This is a genomic window from Bacillus cereus group sp. MYBK15-3, from assembly GCF_051916765.1.
Taxonomy (GTDB): Bacteria; Bacillota; Bacilli; order Bacillales; family Bacillaceae_G; genus Bacillus_A; species Bacillus_A cereus.
The window spans coordinates 1,226,008-1,243,697 of sequence record NZ_JBQAHG010000001.1 but is presented as its reverse complement, the minus strand read 5'-3'; the positions used below and the strand labels follow the sequence as shown (position 1 = coordinate 1,243,697).

Here is a 17,690-nt window from a genome sequence, read left to right as displayed (position 1 = left end):
GTTATGAGAAAAAGATTCGTTCAATTTTCTTTTGAAGTACAGTATCTAAAGATTTTACAAATCCAGCAAATTCATCGGTAGAAATCATATGAGTAAGAACGAGTCGTCTGCCATCTGGTGTTTCACCGCATAAGACGAATGAAGAAAATTCATATGTTTTGTTTTCAACTACTAATTTTGGATAGGAATACGTGTCGCTTTTCTTCTTCTTTCCATCAATAGAGATGACGTTGCATTTTTTCTCATTGTTGTCCATGGTGAATCCCTCCTTTCTATTATTTATGGTAGACAAGGAGGGTTTAGAACAATAGAGAAGGGGGAATTTTTTATGTCTGTTGTAATAGAACGTATTCCAAAAGAGGCTATACCGAAGGCTTTAATGTTACTTGCTGATCCAAGTGAACGGCAAATAGCTACGTATGTACAAAGAGGATTAACATACGTAGCTAAGCAGGGGGGGAGCGTTATCGGTGTATATGTTCTTTTGGAAACAAGGCCAAAGACGATGGAAATCATGAATATTGCGGTTGCAGAGCATTTGCAAGGAAAAGGGATTGGGAAGAAGCTATTAAGGCATGCTGTAGAAACTGCTAAAGGATATGGTATGTCAAAACTTGAAGTTGGTACAGGCAATTCTAGTGTTTCACAACTTGCTTTATATCAAAAATGTGGATTTCGTATTTTTTCTATTGATTTTGATTACTTTTCGAAGCATTATGAAGAAGAGATTATTGAAAATGGAATTGTATGTCGTGATATGATCCGGCTTGCAATGGAATTGAATAAAAACGTATAACTATTTAGGGGGAAGAGAAGATGGAAGTACATAAAGCAATTACAGCACATTCTCGTAAACAAAATGAAAGTGTAAAAGCATGTTTACAATTAGATGCACAGCGTGAAGCAGCTATTGAAGCTGCCGTATCTCTTGCGTCAAATGGGAAAGAATTTTCGGTTGATGTCATTAATGTTGTAACGAAGCAGATTAATGATCTTGCAAAAAATGGTGTTACCTTGCAGCGTAAATATGTTACAGAAGAAATGGTTATGGAGTATGTAAGTCGTTTGAAAGAGAAAGAAGGTCGTTAAAGATGATAGTTACAGTCGAATGGTTACGTGAGCATATAGAAGATGAGAATGTCCGTATAATCGATTGTCGTTTTGATTTAGCGAATCCTAATTGGGGTAGAGAAAAGTATGAAGAAGGACATATTCCTCATGCGTTATATTTTGATTTGAATTTAGATTTATCAAGTCCTATAGCAGAACATGGTGGCCGCCATCCTTTACCAAATATTGAGGAGTTTGCAGACAAGCTTTCGAAGGCTGGTATTGATGAACATACGACAGTAATTGCGTATGACAGTCAAGCCGGTGCAAATGCTGCTCGTTTATGGTGGTTATGTAACTATGTAGGACATGAGAAAGTATATATATTAGATGGTGGTTTCCAGGCTTGGAAAGAGAATGGACTACCGACAACAGCGGAAATTCCTGTTGCTATACGAAAAACATTCAAAGCTAATATACAAGATCATATGCTTGTAACGATGGAAACGGTCAGAGAGAATATCCGTGCAGGTGCGGATGTTACATTAATTGATTCAAGAGAGCCGAAACGTTATGCTGGTGTAGAGGAACTTGTCGATCATAAAGCAGGACATATTCCAACAGCAGTAAACCATTTTTGGAAGGCTGGAATGTTGCAATCAGGACAATTTAAGAATAAAGCTGAGCAACAAGAACGATTCCAAAACCTGTCGAAAGATAAGGAAACCATTGTATATTGTGGTTCTGGTGTTACAGCGTGTCCAAACATCCTTGCATTAAAATTAGCTGGATTCCAAAATGTTAAATTGTATGCAGGTAGCTGGAGTGATTGGATTTCTTATCCAGAAAATCAAATTGCAAAAGAAGAAGATTAATCACTTGCATGCAAAAATAATTTGTATTAAAATAAGGTCACAAGCAAGAGATTGCTCGAAAAACTTTGTATTTTACACATTGGAAACAATGTGATAATATAACGACAAGTAAATAATACATCCTGCGGTGTGCGTAACTTATTTATGTCTAAAACCGATGTTAGTTATACGGAAGCTCAATATTTAGCGACCATCATCAAGCCTTCCTTGTGGAGGAAGATGTACGGTAACTGTGAGGGCATCCACCTGCGAGTAGCGGGTTTTTGGACATTTACGAGGAGCGGCACGTGCGGGGGTCTTATTTCAACTAACCTTATATAAAATTCCTACGGTGTACGTAGCTTATGCATGTCTTAAACCAATAAGTTTAATATGGAAGTTCAATATTTAAATGTAGCTAACATGCCATCTTTTTAAGAAGGAAGTTACAAACATTTGTGAGGGCATCCACCTGTGAGAGCAGGTTTATGGACATCTAGAGAGAACGGCATATGTGGGGCTATATAAAAACCTTACGTTTTATACGTAAGGTTTTTTTGTTGCATAGATATATTAATATTATCTTGATTCACCTGTGAAGTTTCCGTAATAAATGTAGCACTTTCTGTCTTCATCAATCTCTCTTGAATCCAAGGAGAATTCCATAGAAATGCCGTCTCGCTGAATATATATAATATCTGAATGAAGAGATGGTAAAATTTCTTCGTAGTTCCATACATCTTGACTATCTACTAAGCTTGAACTTGTTTCACTTAGTTCTCTAATTTCAAAACCGATGTGGGAGTATGTAGGGTCTGAAGGGTCATTGGCGAAAACTTCTTTTTGAATATAAATAACTGCTGTTCCGTCTGGATCAACCGAAGTTGCAGTAACAACATAAGTATTTTTCTCTTTAATAAAATATTCACAAGTCATGCGTGCGATAATTTCAGAATTAGAAATATTGGCGTAGTTCCATAAAGCAGGATACCCTTTCGTTTCATCATTAAGTCGATATTCTAAGCGCATTTAATCCCTCTTCTTCCTTTTTCTTCTACTTTATCATGCCATCCTATATAATAGGAATAGAATTTAAAAAGGGGAGTGCGAAGGTGACAAAAACGAAATGGTTAGTAGGTGGTGTCGTAACGTCTTTAATGACTGGCACTTTATTTGGTTGCGCACAAGATCTTCCCCCAAAACCGAATGATAATAGTTGTTCTGATTGGGATTGGGATGATGAACTTGGGGTATGGCAGTGTGATGATAGTAGTTCAGGTTATCGTGGGCATTATTTCTATGGTGGGCGATACTATCAAAATAAATCCACTTTTAAAAATTCATCGGCGTTTAAATCGTATCAATCGTCTGCTGAATTTAAAGGTGGAATTGGAAGCGGTTCAAAGGGAGGATTTGGGGGCTAAAATATGTCGCAATACATAAGGGATCGAAAAGAATTTTATTTAAAATATCCGAATTTTTGGTCGGATTTATATGAATGTGAGTATAGTTTGTTTCATGTTTTTTCTATAACAAATCAGACTTTGGACCAATTACACTTAGCGACTGAACGAATGGGGAAAATATTTTTTAAGACTGCTAGACTGCTGCGTAATTTAAGTGACGAACAGCTTCTAGATCTTGGCTTTCCATCCGCGAGTTTATCATTCATTAGAATGAAAGGGCTTTATCCTGAATCTGTAATTTCGCGATTTGATTTTGCTGTAACAGAGGATAACAAAATTAAAATGCTTGAGTTTAATAGTGATACACCAACTTTTATTGTGGAATGTTTTCAAATGAATGGAAAAGTTTGTGAGAATCTAGGCTATGATGATCCAAACTCAGATCAAGAACGATTGCTATCTTCTGGTGTTACGAAAGCTGTAATGGAAGCGACAAAGGAATTAGACAATCCAAATGTTGTTTTTACAGCACATCATGAACATATCGAGGATTGGAATACGACTATGTATTTGAGTCAGCTATGCCATGTTGAAAATAAAGTAGTGCCAATGTCAGAACTTAGAATTACAAAAGATGCTCTAGTTGATAAAGATGGGGCGAAGATTGATGTTTTATATCGCCAAACATATCCGATAGAAGATTTAATTGAGGATCAAGATCCTGAAACAGGAGATTTGGTAGGTGTGGAACTGCTGCAACTTGTAAAAGCCGGAAAGCTTTTTATAATAAATCCTTTGTCAGCATTTTTACTTCAGCCAAAATCGATTCAGTGTCTTATTTGGGGGTTAGCAGAAGAAGAGGTCTTTTATACAAACGAGGAACAACAGTGGATTAAAGAATATATGTTACCTACATATTTAGAACCAGATTTATTTTTAGGAAAAGGTTCTTTCGTTCAAAAACCTTCATTTGGTAGAGAAGGAGATACAATTACGATTCGCGATAAGGATGAAAATATTATGCTTCAAAATGCACATCAAACGTATAAAACTGCACTGCCGATATTTCAAAAGTATACAGAACTGCCAGTCGTATCCTTGGAAACAGAAAAGGGGATGGAGAAACTGTCCTATGTGTTTGGTTCTTTTTTAATTGCTGGAAAAGCGAGTAGTATCGGTATTCGCGCGGGAGAAAAGATTACAGGAAATGAATCGTACTATTTACCGGTAGGTATAAAAAGGAGGAGGAAAAATGATTAATTTTTTATTATATTTAGCAGTAACACTTGGACTTTTATGTATTGGTCTGTTCTTGATGGAAGTGACAACGAAAGTTAAGGAATTTAAGTTAATGGCTCAAGGGAATAAGGCGGTAAGCTATGTGCTTGGAGGGCGATTACTTGGGTTAGCTATCGTTTTATATTCGACAGCAGCTAATTCAATTTCACTTCTTGATATGATTTCGTGGGGAGCAGTTGGGATTTTGGCTCAAATTATCGTCTTTTATTTAGCTGAGTGGCTTACACCACGCTTTAATATAAACAAAAGTCTTGAAGAAGATAATCAAGCAGTCGGTCTTTTTCTTATGTTTTTATCGCTTTCAATTGGGATTGTAATCGCTGGTTGTATAACTTATTAAAAACTTTACGTTTAAACGTAAAGTTTTTTATTTTATACCGCTATTTGCCGGACAGCCCGATTGGTGAGGGCTAATAATCAGTGGCGGATGAACAAAACCCCCACTGATGAAAGTTTCACTTTATATACGTTAGTTTGCCATACCATTTGAAAAAATTGTAGGCTACGGTTGACATCTATTTTAAATAAGAGTAACATTTTCAATGTAATGAAAATAAGTCTCTGTTAGGTGAGGCTCCTGTATAGAGAAATGCTACTGCCCAAAAATGTCGAGAGACGCCAATGGGTCAACAGGAATGATCGAATTAAGGTTTTTCTTAACGTAGCTGGTAATGTACCTATGCTATACAGTGCTAAAACTCGGTGAGGGAGAGGTCCGTAGATTTCTAATTATATTAGAAATCGTTTATTTGTGTATGTAATGGCCGCTACTCTCTTAAGGGTAGGGGTCTTTTTTGTTACCAAGCTATGAGTAATTTCATATTATAAACTATAAAATTAAACGAGGAGGTGAGGAGCATGTCAAATTCTGACTCGGTTCCGTTACCCATATACTTCAAATCAAAAATATATGATGTAGGCAGGAAACGATTTGTTCCTCCCTCTATATTTATCACAATGTAGCGTTTATAAAGCGCGAGACACTTTCACAGTAAAGTGGATAAATTGAGAAACAAAGCGTTTCTTCCTATGTTGTAAAGGAGGAGACGATAATATGTTATATGCAAACAAAACTGTGGGTAACACGTCATATAAACTAAGTAAAAAATCAATAAAAGAACAAACAATGCTCCAAAAAAATAAAGATTTATTAATTGAAATTGCAACAAGAGATGTAAAATCTGTATTTGCATATTTTAAAACAACAAGAGACGGACTATCAATGAAAGAGGCACAAAAACGTATTCAAGTATATGGCCGAAATGAACTAACTTCAAAAAGAGCACTTCTTGCGGAAGTAATGATGAAGCTAGGTGGCATGATTCCAGGTTTTTCAAAACAACGTGTGTGTGATGAATTACAACGTGAAACGATTACTGTATCTAGAGTAGAATATTCTAGTAGTACAGGGCTAAATAGTGAACTGAAAATGATGGAGATACCTGTGCAAGAACTTGTACCTGGAGATATGATTTTTCTTTCGGCTGGAGATGCTGTGCCAGCTGATGTACGTATTATTTATGCAGATGATTTATTAGTGAATGAGTCTGTGTTAACGGGAAACGAAGCGAATATAGAGAAGTTTGAGAGCTGCTATCACCTTGAACGTAAACGATTTATTCCATTAAAACGGATGAAAGATTATAATCCACTTGAGCTTGAAAATGTATGTTTTAAAGGTTCGCATATCGTTAGTGGAAATGCAAAAGCTATCGTTGTTTCTACTGGAAAAAATACGTATTCAGGTATCTTGCATACTTGTTGTAGTAGAACGTCTTAATGTGTTAATGATGCTAAATATACAAAAACAATGTATAATAGACAAAGTTGAGCAAAAACGTAGAATGGTAATCTATTTATATAACCTTACGTGATAACGTAAGGTTATTATTTTTTTAATAGGAGAGGAATTATGAAAAAAGTATTATTAGTTGATGGTATGGCACTATTATTTCGTGCTTTTTACGCAACAAGTGTCTACGGACAATTTATGAAACGACAAGATGGAACCCCTACGAACGGGATTCATGGTTATATGAAACACTTATTAACAGCTACGCAAGCGATCGAACCAACACATATCGTTACATGCTGGGATATGGGAAGTACGACATTTAGAACAGAATCGTTCTCGAATTATAAAGCAAATCGTGCAGCGCCACCAGAAGAATTAATTCCTCAATTTGATTTAGTGCAAGAAATGACTGCAAAATTATCCATTCCAGTTATCGGTATGAAAGGCTACGAAGCCGATGATTGTATCGGTACGCTTGCAAAACAATATTGCAATGAAGCTGAAGTTTATATTTTAACAGGTGATACGGATTTACTTCAACTTGTTGATAAGAACGTTACAGTTATGCTTCTGCGTAAAGGAATTGGAAATTACGAATATTACACACCGGAGAAAATCATGGAAGAAAAAGGTGTAGAGCCGTGGCAAATCGTCCATGCAAAAGCTTTCATGGGAGATACAAGTGATAATTATCCAGGTGTAAAAGGTATCGGTGAAAAAACAGCGTATAAGCTTATTCAAGAGCACGGAACAGTATCCGCTGTACTAGAAAATGTAGAATCATTAACAAAAGCGCAGCGTACGAAGATTGAAAGTGATTTAGAGAACTTAAATATTTCGTTGCAATTAGCACAAATTCACTGTGAAGTTCCAATTTCATGTTTACTAGAAGAGGGATTACACACAATGGATGAAGAAAAACTTAGATTTGTTTGTGAAGAAATGAATTGGGGAAGACCTGAAATATTAATAAATATGCTATAAATAGTTTGGAAAGAGGGATGTTGCATAAGTCGAAATTTGACTTGGTGACACCTTCTTTTTGTTTTTGTAAACAGTATTATAGTAAATAAAATTATGTCGAACTCAATTTTAAATATATAAATGTTTCGACAAGATATAATGATAAAAGTTGATGGGAATAGTAATTTTTATAATGAAGTGAATTAATTTCAACATAGTTTTAGAGAGTCTTTTTTTCGTGTTCACAAAGTTGTCAGAAAATAAACGGAATTTTCATATGAAGTTCAAATAGAATTCACAACAATCAATTATTATAAGGACACACAGATAATTCTTTATCTTTTATATAAACCATCCCCCAAGGAGGACAATGAAAATGAGAAAAAAAGTGAGAAAATCTTTTAAACAATTATTAATTGAAAATAAACAATCACTATTAAATAATAAAGAAAATATGAAAGAAATTGAAGAGAGAATTGAGAAACGACATGTAGCATATAGTGGTGCCAGTAATTAAATAAAATAAAAAAGATAGCCTATGTAGGCTATCTTTTTTATTTTATATTGAAAAAACGCTATTCAGCTCTTTAATTTTGTAAATATGCAAGATATTTTTATAGCGTTTTTCTATCAATATTACTCATTTTTCGAGGTTGAAATTGGTATATACCAATTTTTGAGATTTTCTATTCAAAATATTACAAAAAATGTTACAATACACTCAAATTTATACTATAAAATCATTTTAATATGAAAAATTGGAATGAAAAGAAAGGAGGGGAATATGAATAAAGATGTCGCTTTGAAATGATTATTATCATTTCATTAGGAGTTGATGTAAAAAGATGAAGAGATACGAAGAATTGGACTCTATAAGAGGAATTTCTTCATTAGTAGTAATGATTGGTCATCATTTAATGATTTTTTCAGCATTTCAAAATTACAGTTATGAAGATAATAAACCATTTGTTGTGTATCTATTAAAAGAAACGCCTGCTCGTCTAATTTTTAGTAGTGGTAACGAATCAGTTATTATCTTTTTTGTTTTGAGCGGATTTGTTTTGTATGAATCTATTCAAAAAAACTATAGTAGCTATGGGTCATACCTTTTAAAACGTATATGCAGAATATATATTCCTTATATTGTGGCAATAATTATAGCTATTGTATGCCAGATTACAATTAGTGAATATGGTATTTCTTATTTAAGTGAATGGTTTAATCGCTCATGGACGATTGAAAGTTCTTCAAGCTTAATCGCACAACATATTTTATTGGTTGGGAAATATAATACAGATGCATATAACGGTGTGATTTGGTCACTTGTCCATGAAATGCGAATATCAATAATTTTCCCGTTAATTTTGATGATTTGCTTACGAAAAACGTTAAGGTGTTCATTACTATTATTGTTTAGTTTTAGTATATGTTCTGTCGTAATATTATTTTTGTTTCGCTCGGGCTTAACATTAACAAGCTATGCATTAACATTGCATTACACAGTACTGTTTTTACTAGGAGCACTAGTTGCGAAGTATAAAAATAATTTAATAGTTTTTTATAGTAATTGTACTAAAAACACGAAAATTGCATGGTTTTTATTTGCGATTTTACTTTTTATGTATGAAGGGCTTATAGGAGAAATTAAAGTGCTCAATAATTTTATATTTCGAGACTACGTAGTGGCGATAAGTGCATGTTTATTTGTCATATTAAGTTTGTCAATATCAACTTTGTCGTCCTTGCTACATAATAAATATTTGTTATATTTGGGGAAGATTTCTTACAGTCTTTATTTATACCATATTATATCGTTGTTTTCCCTTATATACATGCTCCATGAAATATTACCGTTGCCTATTATTTTAATTTTTTCACTTATATTTTCGTTTATATTTGCAATACTTTCGTATATATATGTAGAAAAATTTGCATTCGGAGTCGGAAAGTATGTAACAAAACAAGTGGATAGAAGAGAGAAAGGGTTATCTGTAAAGAGTGAATTGCAGGATGTTATTCAGAAAAGGGCGGTGAAATAATTGAAGCAAGAAATGAGTATAAAAGATTTTCAACAATTATTGAAAAGAAGATTCGTAACGATTATTTTAACGATGTGTTGTTTAACCGCTTCTTTAGTTCTTATCTCTATGTATGTTTTAAAGCCGTCATATCAATATTCAACGCAAATTCTTGTTGGGAATTTAGATGAGTTTAATAAGGAAAATTCAACAAATAAAACACAAGAAAATAAGCAACTAGTAACATCGTATGTTGATATTTTAAAAAGCCCATTAATTATTTCAACAGTCAAAAAAACTTTGAAATTAGAGCAATCAAGTTATGAATTAGCACAAAAAATCTCGGTAGTGAATACGGACAACTCACAAATTGTAACTGTTACAGTAAAAGATTCCAATCCGAAAGTCGTGAAAGACATTGTAAAGACATTGGCAGAGCAATCACAAAAAAGTTTTCAACAGTACACAAATGTACAAGGTGTGAAAGTGTTGACGGATCCTGAGTTACAGGAACAGGCTGAAAAATTGTTTCCGAAATTTCAACTGATCATTCCTATTTCTTTAATTGTTAGTTTTTTTGTTGGGATAGGTTTAGCTGTATTTCGAGATTATTTTGATGAACGTATATACACGGAACAAGATTTAGAGAAAATAACAACAGTCTCTGTTATTGGTCACATAAATATGAAACCGAATAGAAAACAGAAATCTACAGAGGTTGATAAACAATCATCTATATATCGAGGTGAACATGTCGATGTTTAGGACAAAGAAACAGCTGCCATTCGATCTGCATGATGATCTGATGAAAGAGCAGTTTTATACGGTGTATCACGAGTTGAAAAAATCTGGAAAACAACTGTTCACAGTTAGTTCAACGAAGGACAGAGGTGTTGTTGCCTCGCTTATAGTAAATATGGGTCTAGTGTTTGCTGAAATGAAGAAAAAGGTGTTACTTATTGATGTGAATTTTTCTGACCCAAAATTACATGTATTATTACAAAGTGATCACATGATAACAGTAAACGATATAATAAGCTCTTCCCCCTGTAATTATGAATCTTTTTCTAGTAATTTGTCTAAATACTTATATTGTATTCCTGCAAAAAAAACAGTACGTACAGGGACGCCTTTAGTTGCTATGGATGAATTTGATAATGCGATTGCTAAGTGGAAAGAAGATTTTGATTACATTTTCTTTTATTCTTCTGAAGTATTTGATCTTCCTGCTACGCACATTATTGCAGGGAAATGCGATGGAGTAGTCTTAGCAGTTAAAAAGCGAAAAGATTCACTACGTACAGTGCAAAAAGTAATAGCGAATATAAATAGAAAAGAATGTGAATTAATAGGGATAATTTTATATTCTTGAATGTGGGGGTAACGATCCATGATTCGTGAAACAAATCAAGCCAAGTTGTATACGATTCCAGCTCAAGAAAAGCCTAGCATATTGAATCGAAGTGTAAAACGCTTGTTTGATATTATATTTTCAATCATATTGTTACTATTAACGATACCAATTATGTTGTTCTTTTGTATTATGATTACTTTAGAAACATCAGGGGCTCCAATTTACTTTCAAGAACGTTTAGGTATAAACGGGAAGAAGTTTAATGTATTTAAATTAAGATCGATGGTAAAGGATGCTGAAATAAATGGCCCACAATGGGCAAAAGAACATGATCCAAGAATTACAAAAGTTGGATTGTTTATAAGGAAAACGAGAATTGATGAATTACCGCAACTTTTAAATATTTTAAGAGGAGATATGTCTTTTGTAGGTCCTAGACCAGAGAGAGAGTTTTTTTATAATGAATTTGATGCGTATATTCCAGAATTTAAGGAACGTTTAATGGTAAAACCAGGATTAACCGGATGGGCACAAATAAATGGAGGGTATAATCTTGATCCAAAGGAAAAGTTGAGGCTGGATATGGAGTATATTGAAATGAAAACGATTCGGATGGACATCCGTATTTTATGTAAAACCGTTTTAATTGTATTGAACGGTAACGGTGCAAGATAAATATAAAGGTAAACAAACAACATATGTAAGTAGGTTACTTGCAAAGGAGAACTTGTATGGGTAGATCTATTCTAAACAATATTATCCATCTATTTTATAGTACGATTTTAGCTAACCTTCTTCAGGCCGTCAGTTTAATTGTTTTAGCAAACTTTTTTAACGCACAACATTATGGGATGTTTAGTGTTGCCATAGCAGTGACGTTTGTTATGTTATTTTTTACAGATTTAGGACTTAGTAATACGTTTCTTCGAGAAGGGGCAAAGGATGGAGCAGATTTAGAGAAGATTTTATCATCGTATATAAAAATAAGGATGATTCTACTTATTCTTATTTCTATAATCGGTTATATTGTTATTCATTATATGTATGCGGATAAAAATTTAATTTATATGATGATAAACGTAATGTTTTTCATGTTAATAGGATTAACTTGGCAAAACATAGGAATTGCCTATTTTCAACTGACGGAACGTATGAAGTATATAGCGCTCATAAAAGTTGTATCAGCATCAGTTGTCATTATAATTACATGTTTTTGTATTTTCGGAGAGTTACCGGTGTATGTAACGGCTCGCTTATATGCTTTTGGGTATATGATCGGCGGTTTATTCAGTATATATATCATGAGAAGAAAGACGAAAATGAATATGAAAGTCGTAATTCATAAAGCGTTATTTTGGCAATTAACTCCCTTTATTATAAGCGGTTTTTTAATAATGAGTACGCCACAATTAGCGCCTATCTTGCTTAACTATACATTGCCATTAAGTATGGTAGGTGTTTTTGCAGTGGCGTACCGGATGCCGGCAGCTTTATATCAAGTACCAGGGGTAATTGCAGGTGCATTTTTTCCAGTGCTTTTTAAGCATTATAACCAGAATAATATAGAAGAGCATACGAAATTAAATTTGCTTCAAATTAAATCAATGGCGATTGTAGGAATATGTATGACAATCGGTTTATATCATTTAGCACCATACTTTATTTCTATATTTTTTCATGAAGAATGGAGCGATGCAGTAGAACCACTCCAAATATTATCATTTCTTATTGTGCTACAAAGTTTAAATATTGCCATTGCTGACGGTTTAACGACGAGTGGATGTCAAAATAAGAGGACTGTTGTGCAGTGTGTAGCATTGGTGATAGGTGGGGTTATGCTTTATAGCTTTAGTAGTATTGGTGGAGTGATAGGAGCGGCATACGCTATGGTTTTATTTGAAATCGTCGCTTTAGTGGGATACATAGCGGTAAGTGTAGTGAAGAAAAAAATTGTATTCCAAATTGTAATACCGTATACAATTTATTTTGGTGTAACCTTTATTGGAGTGCAATATATATTGCATACATATCATTTAATTGCGCTTGTTCTTAATATATTAATCGTAGTAGCTGCCATATTCCTATATGATTATGAGCTGAAAAAACTTCTTCTTTCTTTTATAAGAAAAATACGCAAAAAGGATTATATTACGAAACAGGGGATATAGCCTATGGAAAATAATATGAAAGTATCGATGGGATGGATTATTCTTCTAATATTATTTGTTATGTTAAGTAAATACAATTTATATATTGGATTTTCATTGAAGATATATATGATTTTTTTAGTCATATATTTTTGTTTAACAATTAAAAACTTTCATATTCAAAAGTTATATTTTCATGAAGTTGTATTTTTACTGTTTTATTTCATTTATTGTTTAAGTGGAATTCTTTCTATGTATTTAAATGCTAGTATTCGTATGATTTTTGGCGTGCTACTCGTGTTAGGATGCTATTTTATAATGAGGAATTTATTGGGGAATACTGAAATAGTGGTACTTGAATCATCTATTGCTTATGTAGGAGTAGTATTTAATGTTGTAAGTCTAATACTATATATAATTGGTTTACAATACTTTAGTTTATACGGTGGAGAAGAGAGAGAAATTTTTGCTGGGTTATTAGTGGATAGAGGATATCCACGATTAATTGGATTGCTAGATGATCCTAACATTTTTATTTTTTATAATACAATATTTTTTATGTACTATATGACGAATTTACAAAATATTACTAACATCTTAGGATTGATTTTATGTGTTACGACGAGTCTATTAACCTTTTCAAGAGGGGGAATATTAGCGCTTGTGCTTGTCATTTTTGTATATATATGTATGTCTAGTTTCGCTAAAAAAATAAAAATAATTATGAGTTTAGTATTGTTTAGTGTAGTTATTTTTAGTTTATCGAATAGTGTAATGGGGGGCCAATTAGATGACATATTAAATAAACGAATTTCTGATTTTTCCCATGATAATGGAAGTGGTAGATTTACATTATGGGAAGCTGCTTTTAAATATTATTTATCCAATCCATATATCGGAATTGGTGCGTTTAACTTCTCGAATTATTATGAGTATCAATTTAATGAAAAATTATATGTACACAATACATTTTTAGAAATTTTGTCTGAATCGGGTACAATTGGTTTTCTTCTATATAGTGCGTTTTTATTCATATTAATGTTTAAGTTAGCGCAGCATACTTTGTTTCGTGAAAAACCATATCTTCTATTGACTATGATTGCATTTTTATTTCAGATGATGTCATTGTCACTCATTATTAACGAAGCGTTCTTTTTATTTTTAGCAGTTGTTGTGAAGTATATTTCAATATATGAAGGAAGGGGAAAGATAGATGGTAAAATGTCTATCAGCACATAACGAGCCGCCTTATGTTTCTGTAATAACACCTTCTTATAATAGTATACGATTTATAGGTGAGACAATTTCATCTGTACAGAATCAATCGTATGAAAACTGGGAAATGATTATCGTTGATGACGGTTCAACCGACCAATCTGCCGCAAAAATTAAAGAGATAATAGAAGGAGACTCACGAATTAGGTTATTATCATTAAAAGAAAATGTTGGTGCTGCTAAAGCTCGGAATTTAGCGATCCAAGAGGCAAGAGGAAGGTACATTGCCTTTTTAGATAGTGATGATATATGGTTGCCACATAAATTGAAGACACAATTGTTATTTATGGAAGAAATGAATATAGCTTTTTCATATGCGTCGTATAGTTTAATTGATGAAAATGGTAATGAATTAAATCGTGAAGTGAGTGTACCAAAATCTGTTGACTATCATTATTTAGTAGGAAATACAATTATCGGGTGTTTAACAGTGATGATTGATCGTGAAAAAATTCCGTATGTCGAAATGCCTAGTATACAGCCGGAGGATACAGCGTTATGGCTGAACTTATTACATGAAGGGTATGAAGCAAAAGGGATACAGCAAGTGTTAGCAAAATATAGAATTGTTACAAATTCTGTTTCTAGAAATAAAATTAGAGCAGCTTTTCGGTATTGGAAATTGTTAAGGGAACAAGAACGACTGAATTCGGTGCAAATTTTTTACTATTTTAGTAAGTATGCTTATCATGCTTATAAAAAAAATAAAATCAATGTAGTTGGGAAGACGCAATTATGAATATACTGTTGATGACAGATAAATTGATAACTGGCGGAGCCGAAAGCTATTTCTGTAAATTGGAAAGTAATTTGCGTTATGATGATTTTAAGATTTATACAGCTGCAGGTGATGGAGAACTATATGAATCTCTTACTAGAAAAGAAAATTTTATATTACTTAGTCGATGGAATCATTTGAGAAATATTTATTATTTACGAAACGAAATTTGTAAACGAAAGATAGAACTTATTCATGCAAATAGTTTGCGAATGGTATTATATGCTTTTCTAATTCAAAAGTTTATTAAAAAAAAGATGAAAATTGTTTATACGAAGCATAATGTAACGATATTAGAAAAGAAAATGCCAACGCTTTTTCGTTATTTCATGAATAAATATGTAAACAATATTATTACAGTAAGTGAGTTTGAAAAGAATAATTTAATTTCAATTCATGTAGCAGAAGAAAAAATAAATACAATTTATAACGGTGTCGATATTGAAAAGTTTTTATTCCAGCAGAAAAAGAAAGAACCTACATATAAAATAGGGATATTAGCTAGATTATCCAAAGAGAAAAACCATCAACTATTTGTCAAAATTGCAAATGTGTTGAAAAAGAGAAATGATTTTATGTTTTATATTGCTGGTGATGGACCAGAGAAAGAATCGATTATGAAAGAAATAGAAAAATATGGATTGCAGCAAAGGGTGAAGATGATAGGGAATATTTCAGAGCCGCATGAGTTTATAGGGAATATGGATGCCTTACTTTTATTATCTTTTCGTGAAGTGTTTCCAATGGTAGTAATTGAAGCGATGGCTACAGGGACACCAATTGTTTCAATAGATGTTGGCGGAATAAATGAAGCGGTAATAGATGGAGAGTCAGGCGTTTTGATATCTGAATATTGCGAATCTGAATTCGCAAGTGCACTTGAAGAACTACAAGGGAATGAAGAAAGGGTAAATGATATTAGATTGAAAGCACGAGAGAAAGCAGTGAGGTATTTCTCGTTAACTAAAATGATAGAAGAAACGAAAAATATATATGAGTTAAACAAATGACCGAGTAGGTCGTTTGTTTTTTTTATTATAGAAACTTTTAAGAGAGAACTCACATATTATATGAAAAAAGGTAATATGAGGAGTGAATTTATTTTGTCAGAATATATTTCTTCCCAAGAAGATTGTGCGCCAGAAAGTAGCGTTCACATTGATTGTTTTGGCGCAGTTCCAAACTCGGTAAATGATAGCTCATTAGCAATTCAACAAGCTATTGATTATTGTGTAGCTAACCGAATTTCGACAGTAAAAATTACAGGAGTAAATACGTACAAAATTGTAAAGCCGATTGTTATTAAATCAAACGTAAGATTAGAGTTAGATCCTACCGTAACGCTGCAAATTGATGGAGATTTTAATGCATTTGAGCTACAAAGTAACGCTTCGATAGTTGGTGGTACTATTCAAGTTATAAATCCATTGTTTCAATCTGCTGTTATTTATGTTTCTGGTTCACAACAAATCGAAGTACCTAATCAATCTGTTATATCAAATATAAATATAATAAATACAACTCCATCGTATAAAGGAAAAGCTATACATTTTTATTGTCAAAAGGCATGGGATTATATTAGTTTCTTTCAAGTTAAATTTATTCAAATTAAAAACTTTCAAACTGCAATATATTTGAAAACAGAGTATATAGATGATATTAATACACCTTGTTGGATTAACGCCAATGTATTTCAATCTATATTTATTGATGGATGTGTGTATGGGATTGAAGTAGATGGAAATAGTGATTTGCCAAATGAAAGTTCAGGAAATACGTTTCATGATATTCAAGTGCAATGTAGACAACAAACGAACAAAGTAATTCGTTGTTCAGGTGCGTATAATACATTTGATTGTATGATCTGGGATACGTACCGGATGAGTAGTGAACAAATTGTCATTGAATTTTCTTCCAATTCTCATCGTAACTACCTTTTTTCAAATCTGCTTTCGACAACTATTGTAGATAAAGGACAATACAATGTTTGTAAGTCTACTTATGAAGAATCTCTACGAATTCAGTTACCTTTGACGTTAAATAGACCTCATTTAATAGGAAATCAAGATGATATTTTAGTAAATGCTCAGCAGAAATATAACGTTAAGCAAGTAAGTGGAAAAGTGCCGTACGGGGGAAATCTCACAAATTGCTTTAATTTAATAGATGAACAAAGTGTAAACTATATTGACGTTCCAGATAGTAATCCAGTTGTAATTGAACTGGATTTTACGAAAAAACCAATACAAATGTTAAATTGTTTTGGAATGTATTTTGGGTGGGGAGAGAGTCCAAAGAAAATTAAAATTGAATATGCATTAAGTGCAACTGGAAGTTGGGTTATCGCGTTGGATGTTCCATTAAATGTTGGCGATACAATTATATCGAATATGAAGGCGAGTCAGTTATATAAAGTTAGAATTACATTAAGTGGTTATTCTCAAGACCATAAGCGTTTTCGAATTAATCGTATCTTTGCAAGATCTTCTATGGAAAATGGGAGTGCTTGGTTAGCGACAACTGGAGGAAGAATGTTTGGAGATATTGAAATAGAGGCAAGTAAAGGTATAATCATGAAGACTGCTAGTGGAGTGAAATGGAAAGTTACTATTAATGAAGCTGGCCAACTTATTACGACTAAAATAACTTGAGATGGTGTTTAATCGTATATCATTGGACGAGTTACAACGTAGTGGAATATAGGTAATGAAAAAGAGATTGTAATTTGGTTTCAACCAAACTACAATCACT

At 32.9% G+C, this 17,690-nt stretch carries 20 protein-coding genes, 2 other RNA genes and 1 riboswitch; of the genes, 20 read left to right on the top strand and 2 right to left on the bottom strand.

Annotated elements, in window-relative coordinates:
- Position 1: 1 nt before the first annotated feature.
- Positions 2-256, bottom strand: a complete 255-nt coding sequence (locus tag ACTFR8_RS06320) for a DUF3931 domain-containing protein (RefSeq protein WP_000369740.1) — start codon at positions 254-256, stop codon at positions 2-4.
- A gap of 72 nt (positions 257-328) precedes the next feature.
- Between ACTFR8_RS06320 and ACTFR8_RS06315 the strand changes: the two genes are divergently transcribed.
- The 5 genes from ACTFR8_RS06315 to ssrS (ACTFR8_RS06295) all read left to right on the top strand — a co-directional run bounded on the left by ACTFR8_RS06315 (position 329) and on the right by ssrS (ACTFR8_RS06295) (position 2,429).
- Complete coding sequence (locus ACTFR8_RS06315) at positions 329-796, top strand: GNAT family N-acetyltransferase (protein WP_044584265.1); 468 nt, start codon at positions 329-331, stop codon at positions 794-796.
- Positions 797-816: 20 nt separating this feature from the next.
- The gene (locus ACTFR8_RS06310) at positions 817-1,089 is read left to right on the top strand and encodes a YpbS family protein (protein WP_000451818.1); all 273 of its coding nucleotides are present in this window, start codon (positions 817-819) and stop codon (positions 1,087-1,089) included.
- Positions 1,090-1,091: 2 nt separating this feature from the next.
- On the top strand, positions 1,092-1,925 hold the full coding sequence (locus tag ACTFR8_RS06305) for a sulfurtransferase (protein WP_000637563.1): 834 nt from the start codon (positions 1,092-1,094) through the stop codon (positions 1,923-1,925).
- 116 nt (positions 1,926-2,041) lie between these two features.
- Positions 2,042-2,224: non-coding RNA, 6S RNA (gene ssrS, locus ACTFR8_RS06300), on the top strand.
- 21 nt (positions 2,225-2,245) lie between these two features.
- Positions 2,246-2,429: non-coding RNA, 6S RNA (ssrS, locus tag ACTFR8_RS06295), on the top strand.
- Between the two features lie 54 nt (positions 2,430-2,483).
- On the opposite strand, the gene ACTFR8_RS06290 is transcribed toward ssrS (ACTFR8_RS06295), so the two are convergent.
- Complete coding sequence (locus ACTFR8_RS06290) at positions 2,484-2,933, bottom strand: hypothetical protein (RefSeq protein ID WP_001235520.1); 450 nt, start codon at positions 2,931-2,933, stop codon at positions 2,484-2,486.
- Between the two features lie 83 nt (positions 2,934-3,016).
- Between ACTFR8_RS06290 and ACTFR8_RS06285 the strand changes: the two genes are divergently transcribed.
- The 15 genes from ACTFR8_RS06285 to ACTFR8_RS06215 all read left to right on the top strand — a co-directional run bounded on the left by ACTFR8_RS06285 (position 3,017) and on the right by ACTFR8_RS06215 (position 17,590).
- A complete protein-coding gene (locus ACTFR8_RS06285) occupies positions 3,017-3,328 on the top strand; it encodes a hypothetical protein (RefSeq protein WP_000169030.1) in 312 nt (103 codons plus the stop codon).
- Positions 3,329-3,331: 3 nt separating this feature from the next.
- Positions 3,332-4,570, top strand: coding sequence for a glutathionylspermidine synthase family protein (locus ACTFR8_RS06280; protein WP_000084935.1), 1,239 nt, complete (start codon positions 3,332-3,334; stop codon positions 4,568-4,570).
- Positions 4,563-4,949 carry a DUF350 domain-containing protein gene (locus tag ACTFR8_RS06275; protein ID WP_000606857.1) on the top strand — a complete coding sequence of 129 codons (387 nt, stop codon included), beginning with the start codon at positions 4,563-4,565 and terminating at the stop codon, positions 4,947-4,949. The genes ACTFR8_RS06280 and ACTFR8_RS06275 overlap by 8 nt, the downstream gene beginning before the upstream one ends.
- A gap of 213 nt (positions 4,950-5,162) precedes the next feature.
- Positions 5,163-5,328, top strand: a riboswitch (M-box (ykoK) riboswitch).
- Between the two features lie 335 nt (positions 5,329-5,663).
- On the top strand, positions 5,664-6,389 hold the full coding sequence (locus ACTFR8_RS06270; RefSeq protein ID WP_000964951.1) for a P-type ATPase: 726 nt from the start codon (positions 5,664-5,666) through the stop codon (positions 6,387-6,389).
- A 132-nt stretch (positions 6,390-6,521) separates the two neighbouring features.
- Positions 6,522-7,388, top strand: a complete 867-nt coding sequence (locus ACTFR8_RS06265; RefSeq protein WP_000757069.1) for a 5'-3' exonuclease — start codon at positions 6,522-6,524, stop codon at positions 7,386-7,388.
- Between the two features lie 355 nt (positions 7,389-7,743).
- On the top strand, positions 7,744-7,884 hold the full coding sequence (locus tag ACTFR8_RS06260; protein WP_001228048.1) for an FbpB family small basic protein: 141 nt from the start codon (positions 7,744-7,746) through the stop codon (positions 7,882-7,884).
- Between the two features lie 328 nt (positions 7,885-8,212).
- The gene (locus ACTFR8_RS06255; protein WP_000833053.1) at positions 8,213-9,406 is read left to right on the top strand and encodes an acyltransferase family protein; all 1,194 of its coding nucleotides are present in this window, start codon (positions 8,213-8,215) and stop codon (positions 9,404-9,406) included.
- Entirely contained in the window at positions 9,407-10,150 is a 744-nt protein-coding gene (locus ACTFR8_RS06250; RefSeq protein ID WP_000807059.1) for a YveK family protein, read from the top strand.
- Positions 10,137-10,757 (top strand): CpsD/CapB family tyrosine-protein kinase, encoded by a 621-nt coding sequence (locus tag ACTFR8_RS06245; protein ID WP_144608129.1) that lies wholly within the window; start codon positions 10,137-10,139, stop codon positions 10,755-10,757. The genes ACTFR8_RS06250 and ACTFR8_RS06245 overlap by 14 nt, the downstream gene beginning before the upstream one ends.
- A gap of 18 nt (positions 10,758-10,775) precedes the next feature.
- Entirely contained in the window at positions 10,776-11,414 is a 639-nt protein-coding gene (locus ACTFR8_RS06240; RefSeq protein ID WP_000617642.1) for a sugar transferase, read from the top strand.
- A gap of 56 nt (positions 11,415-11,470) precedes the next feature.
- Positions 11,471-12,907, top strand: coding sequence for an oligosaccharide flippase family protein (locus ACTFR8_RS06235; protein WP_000533732.1), 1,437 nt, complete (start codon positions 11,471-11,473; stop codon positions 12,905-12,907).
- 3 nt (positions 12,908-12,910) lie between these two features.
- The gene (locus ACTFR8_RS06230) at positions 12,911-14,125 is read left to right on the top strand and encodes an O-antigen ligase family protein (protein WP_000429878.1); all 1,215 of its coding nucleotides are present in this window, start codon (positions 12,911-12,913) and stop codon (positions 14,123-14,125) included.
- Entirely contained in the window at positions 14,100-14,900 is an 801-nt protein-coding gene (locus ACTFR8_RS06225; RefSeq protein WP_000237686.1) for a glycosyltransferase family 2 protein, read from the top strand. Before ACTFR8_RS06230 ends, ACTFR8_RS06225 begins: the two co-directional genes overlap by 26 nt.
- On the top strand, positions 14,897-15,949 hold the full coding sequence (locus ACTFR8_RS06220) for a glycosyltransferase family 4 protein (protein WP_001023700.1): 1,053 nt from the start codon (positions 14,897-14,899) through the stop codon (positions 15,947-15,949). The genes ACTFR8_RS06225 and ACTFR8_RS06220 overlap by 4 nt, the downstream gene beginning before the upstream one ends.
- A 93-nt stretch (positions 15,950-16,042) precedes the next feature.
- The gene (locus tag ACTFR8_RS06215) at positions 16,043-17,590 is read left to right on the top strand and encodes a hypothetical protein (RefSeq protein ID WP_000006064.1); all 1,548 of its coding nucleotides are present in this window, start codon (positions 16,043-16,045) and stop codon (positions 17,588-17,590) included.
- Positions 17,591-17,690 lie beyond the last annotated feature (100 nt).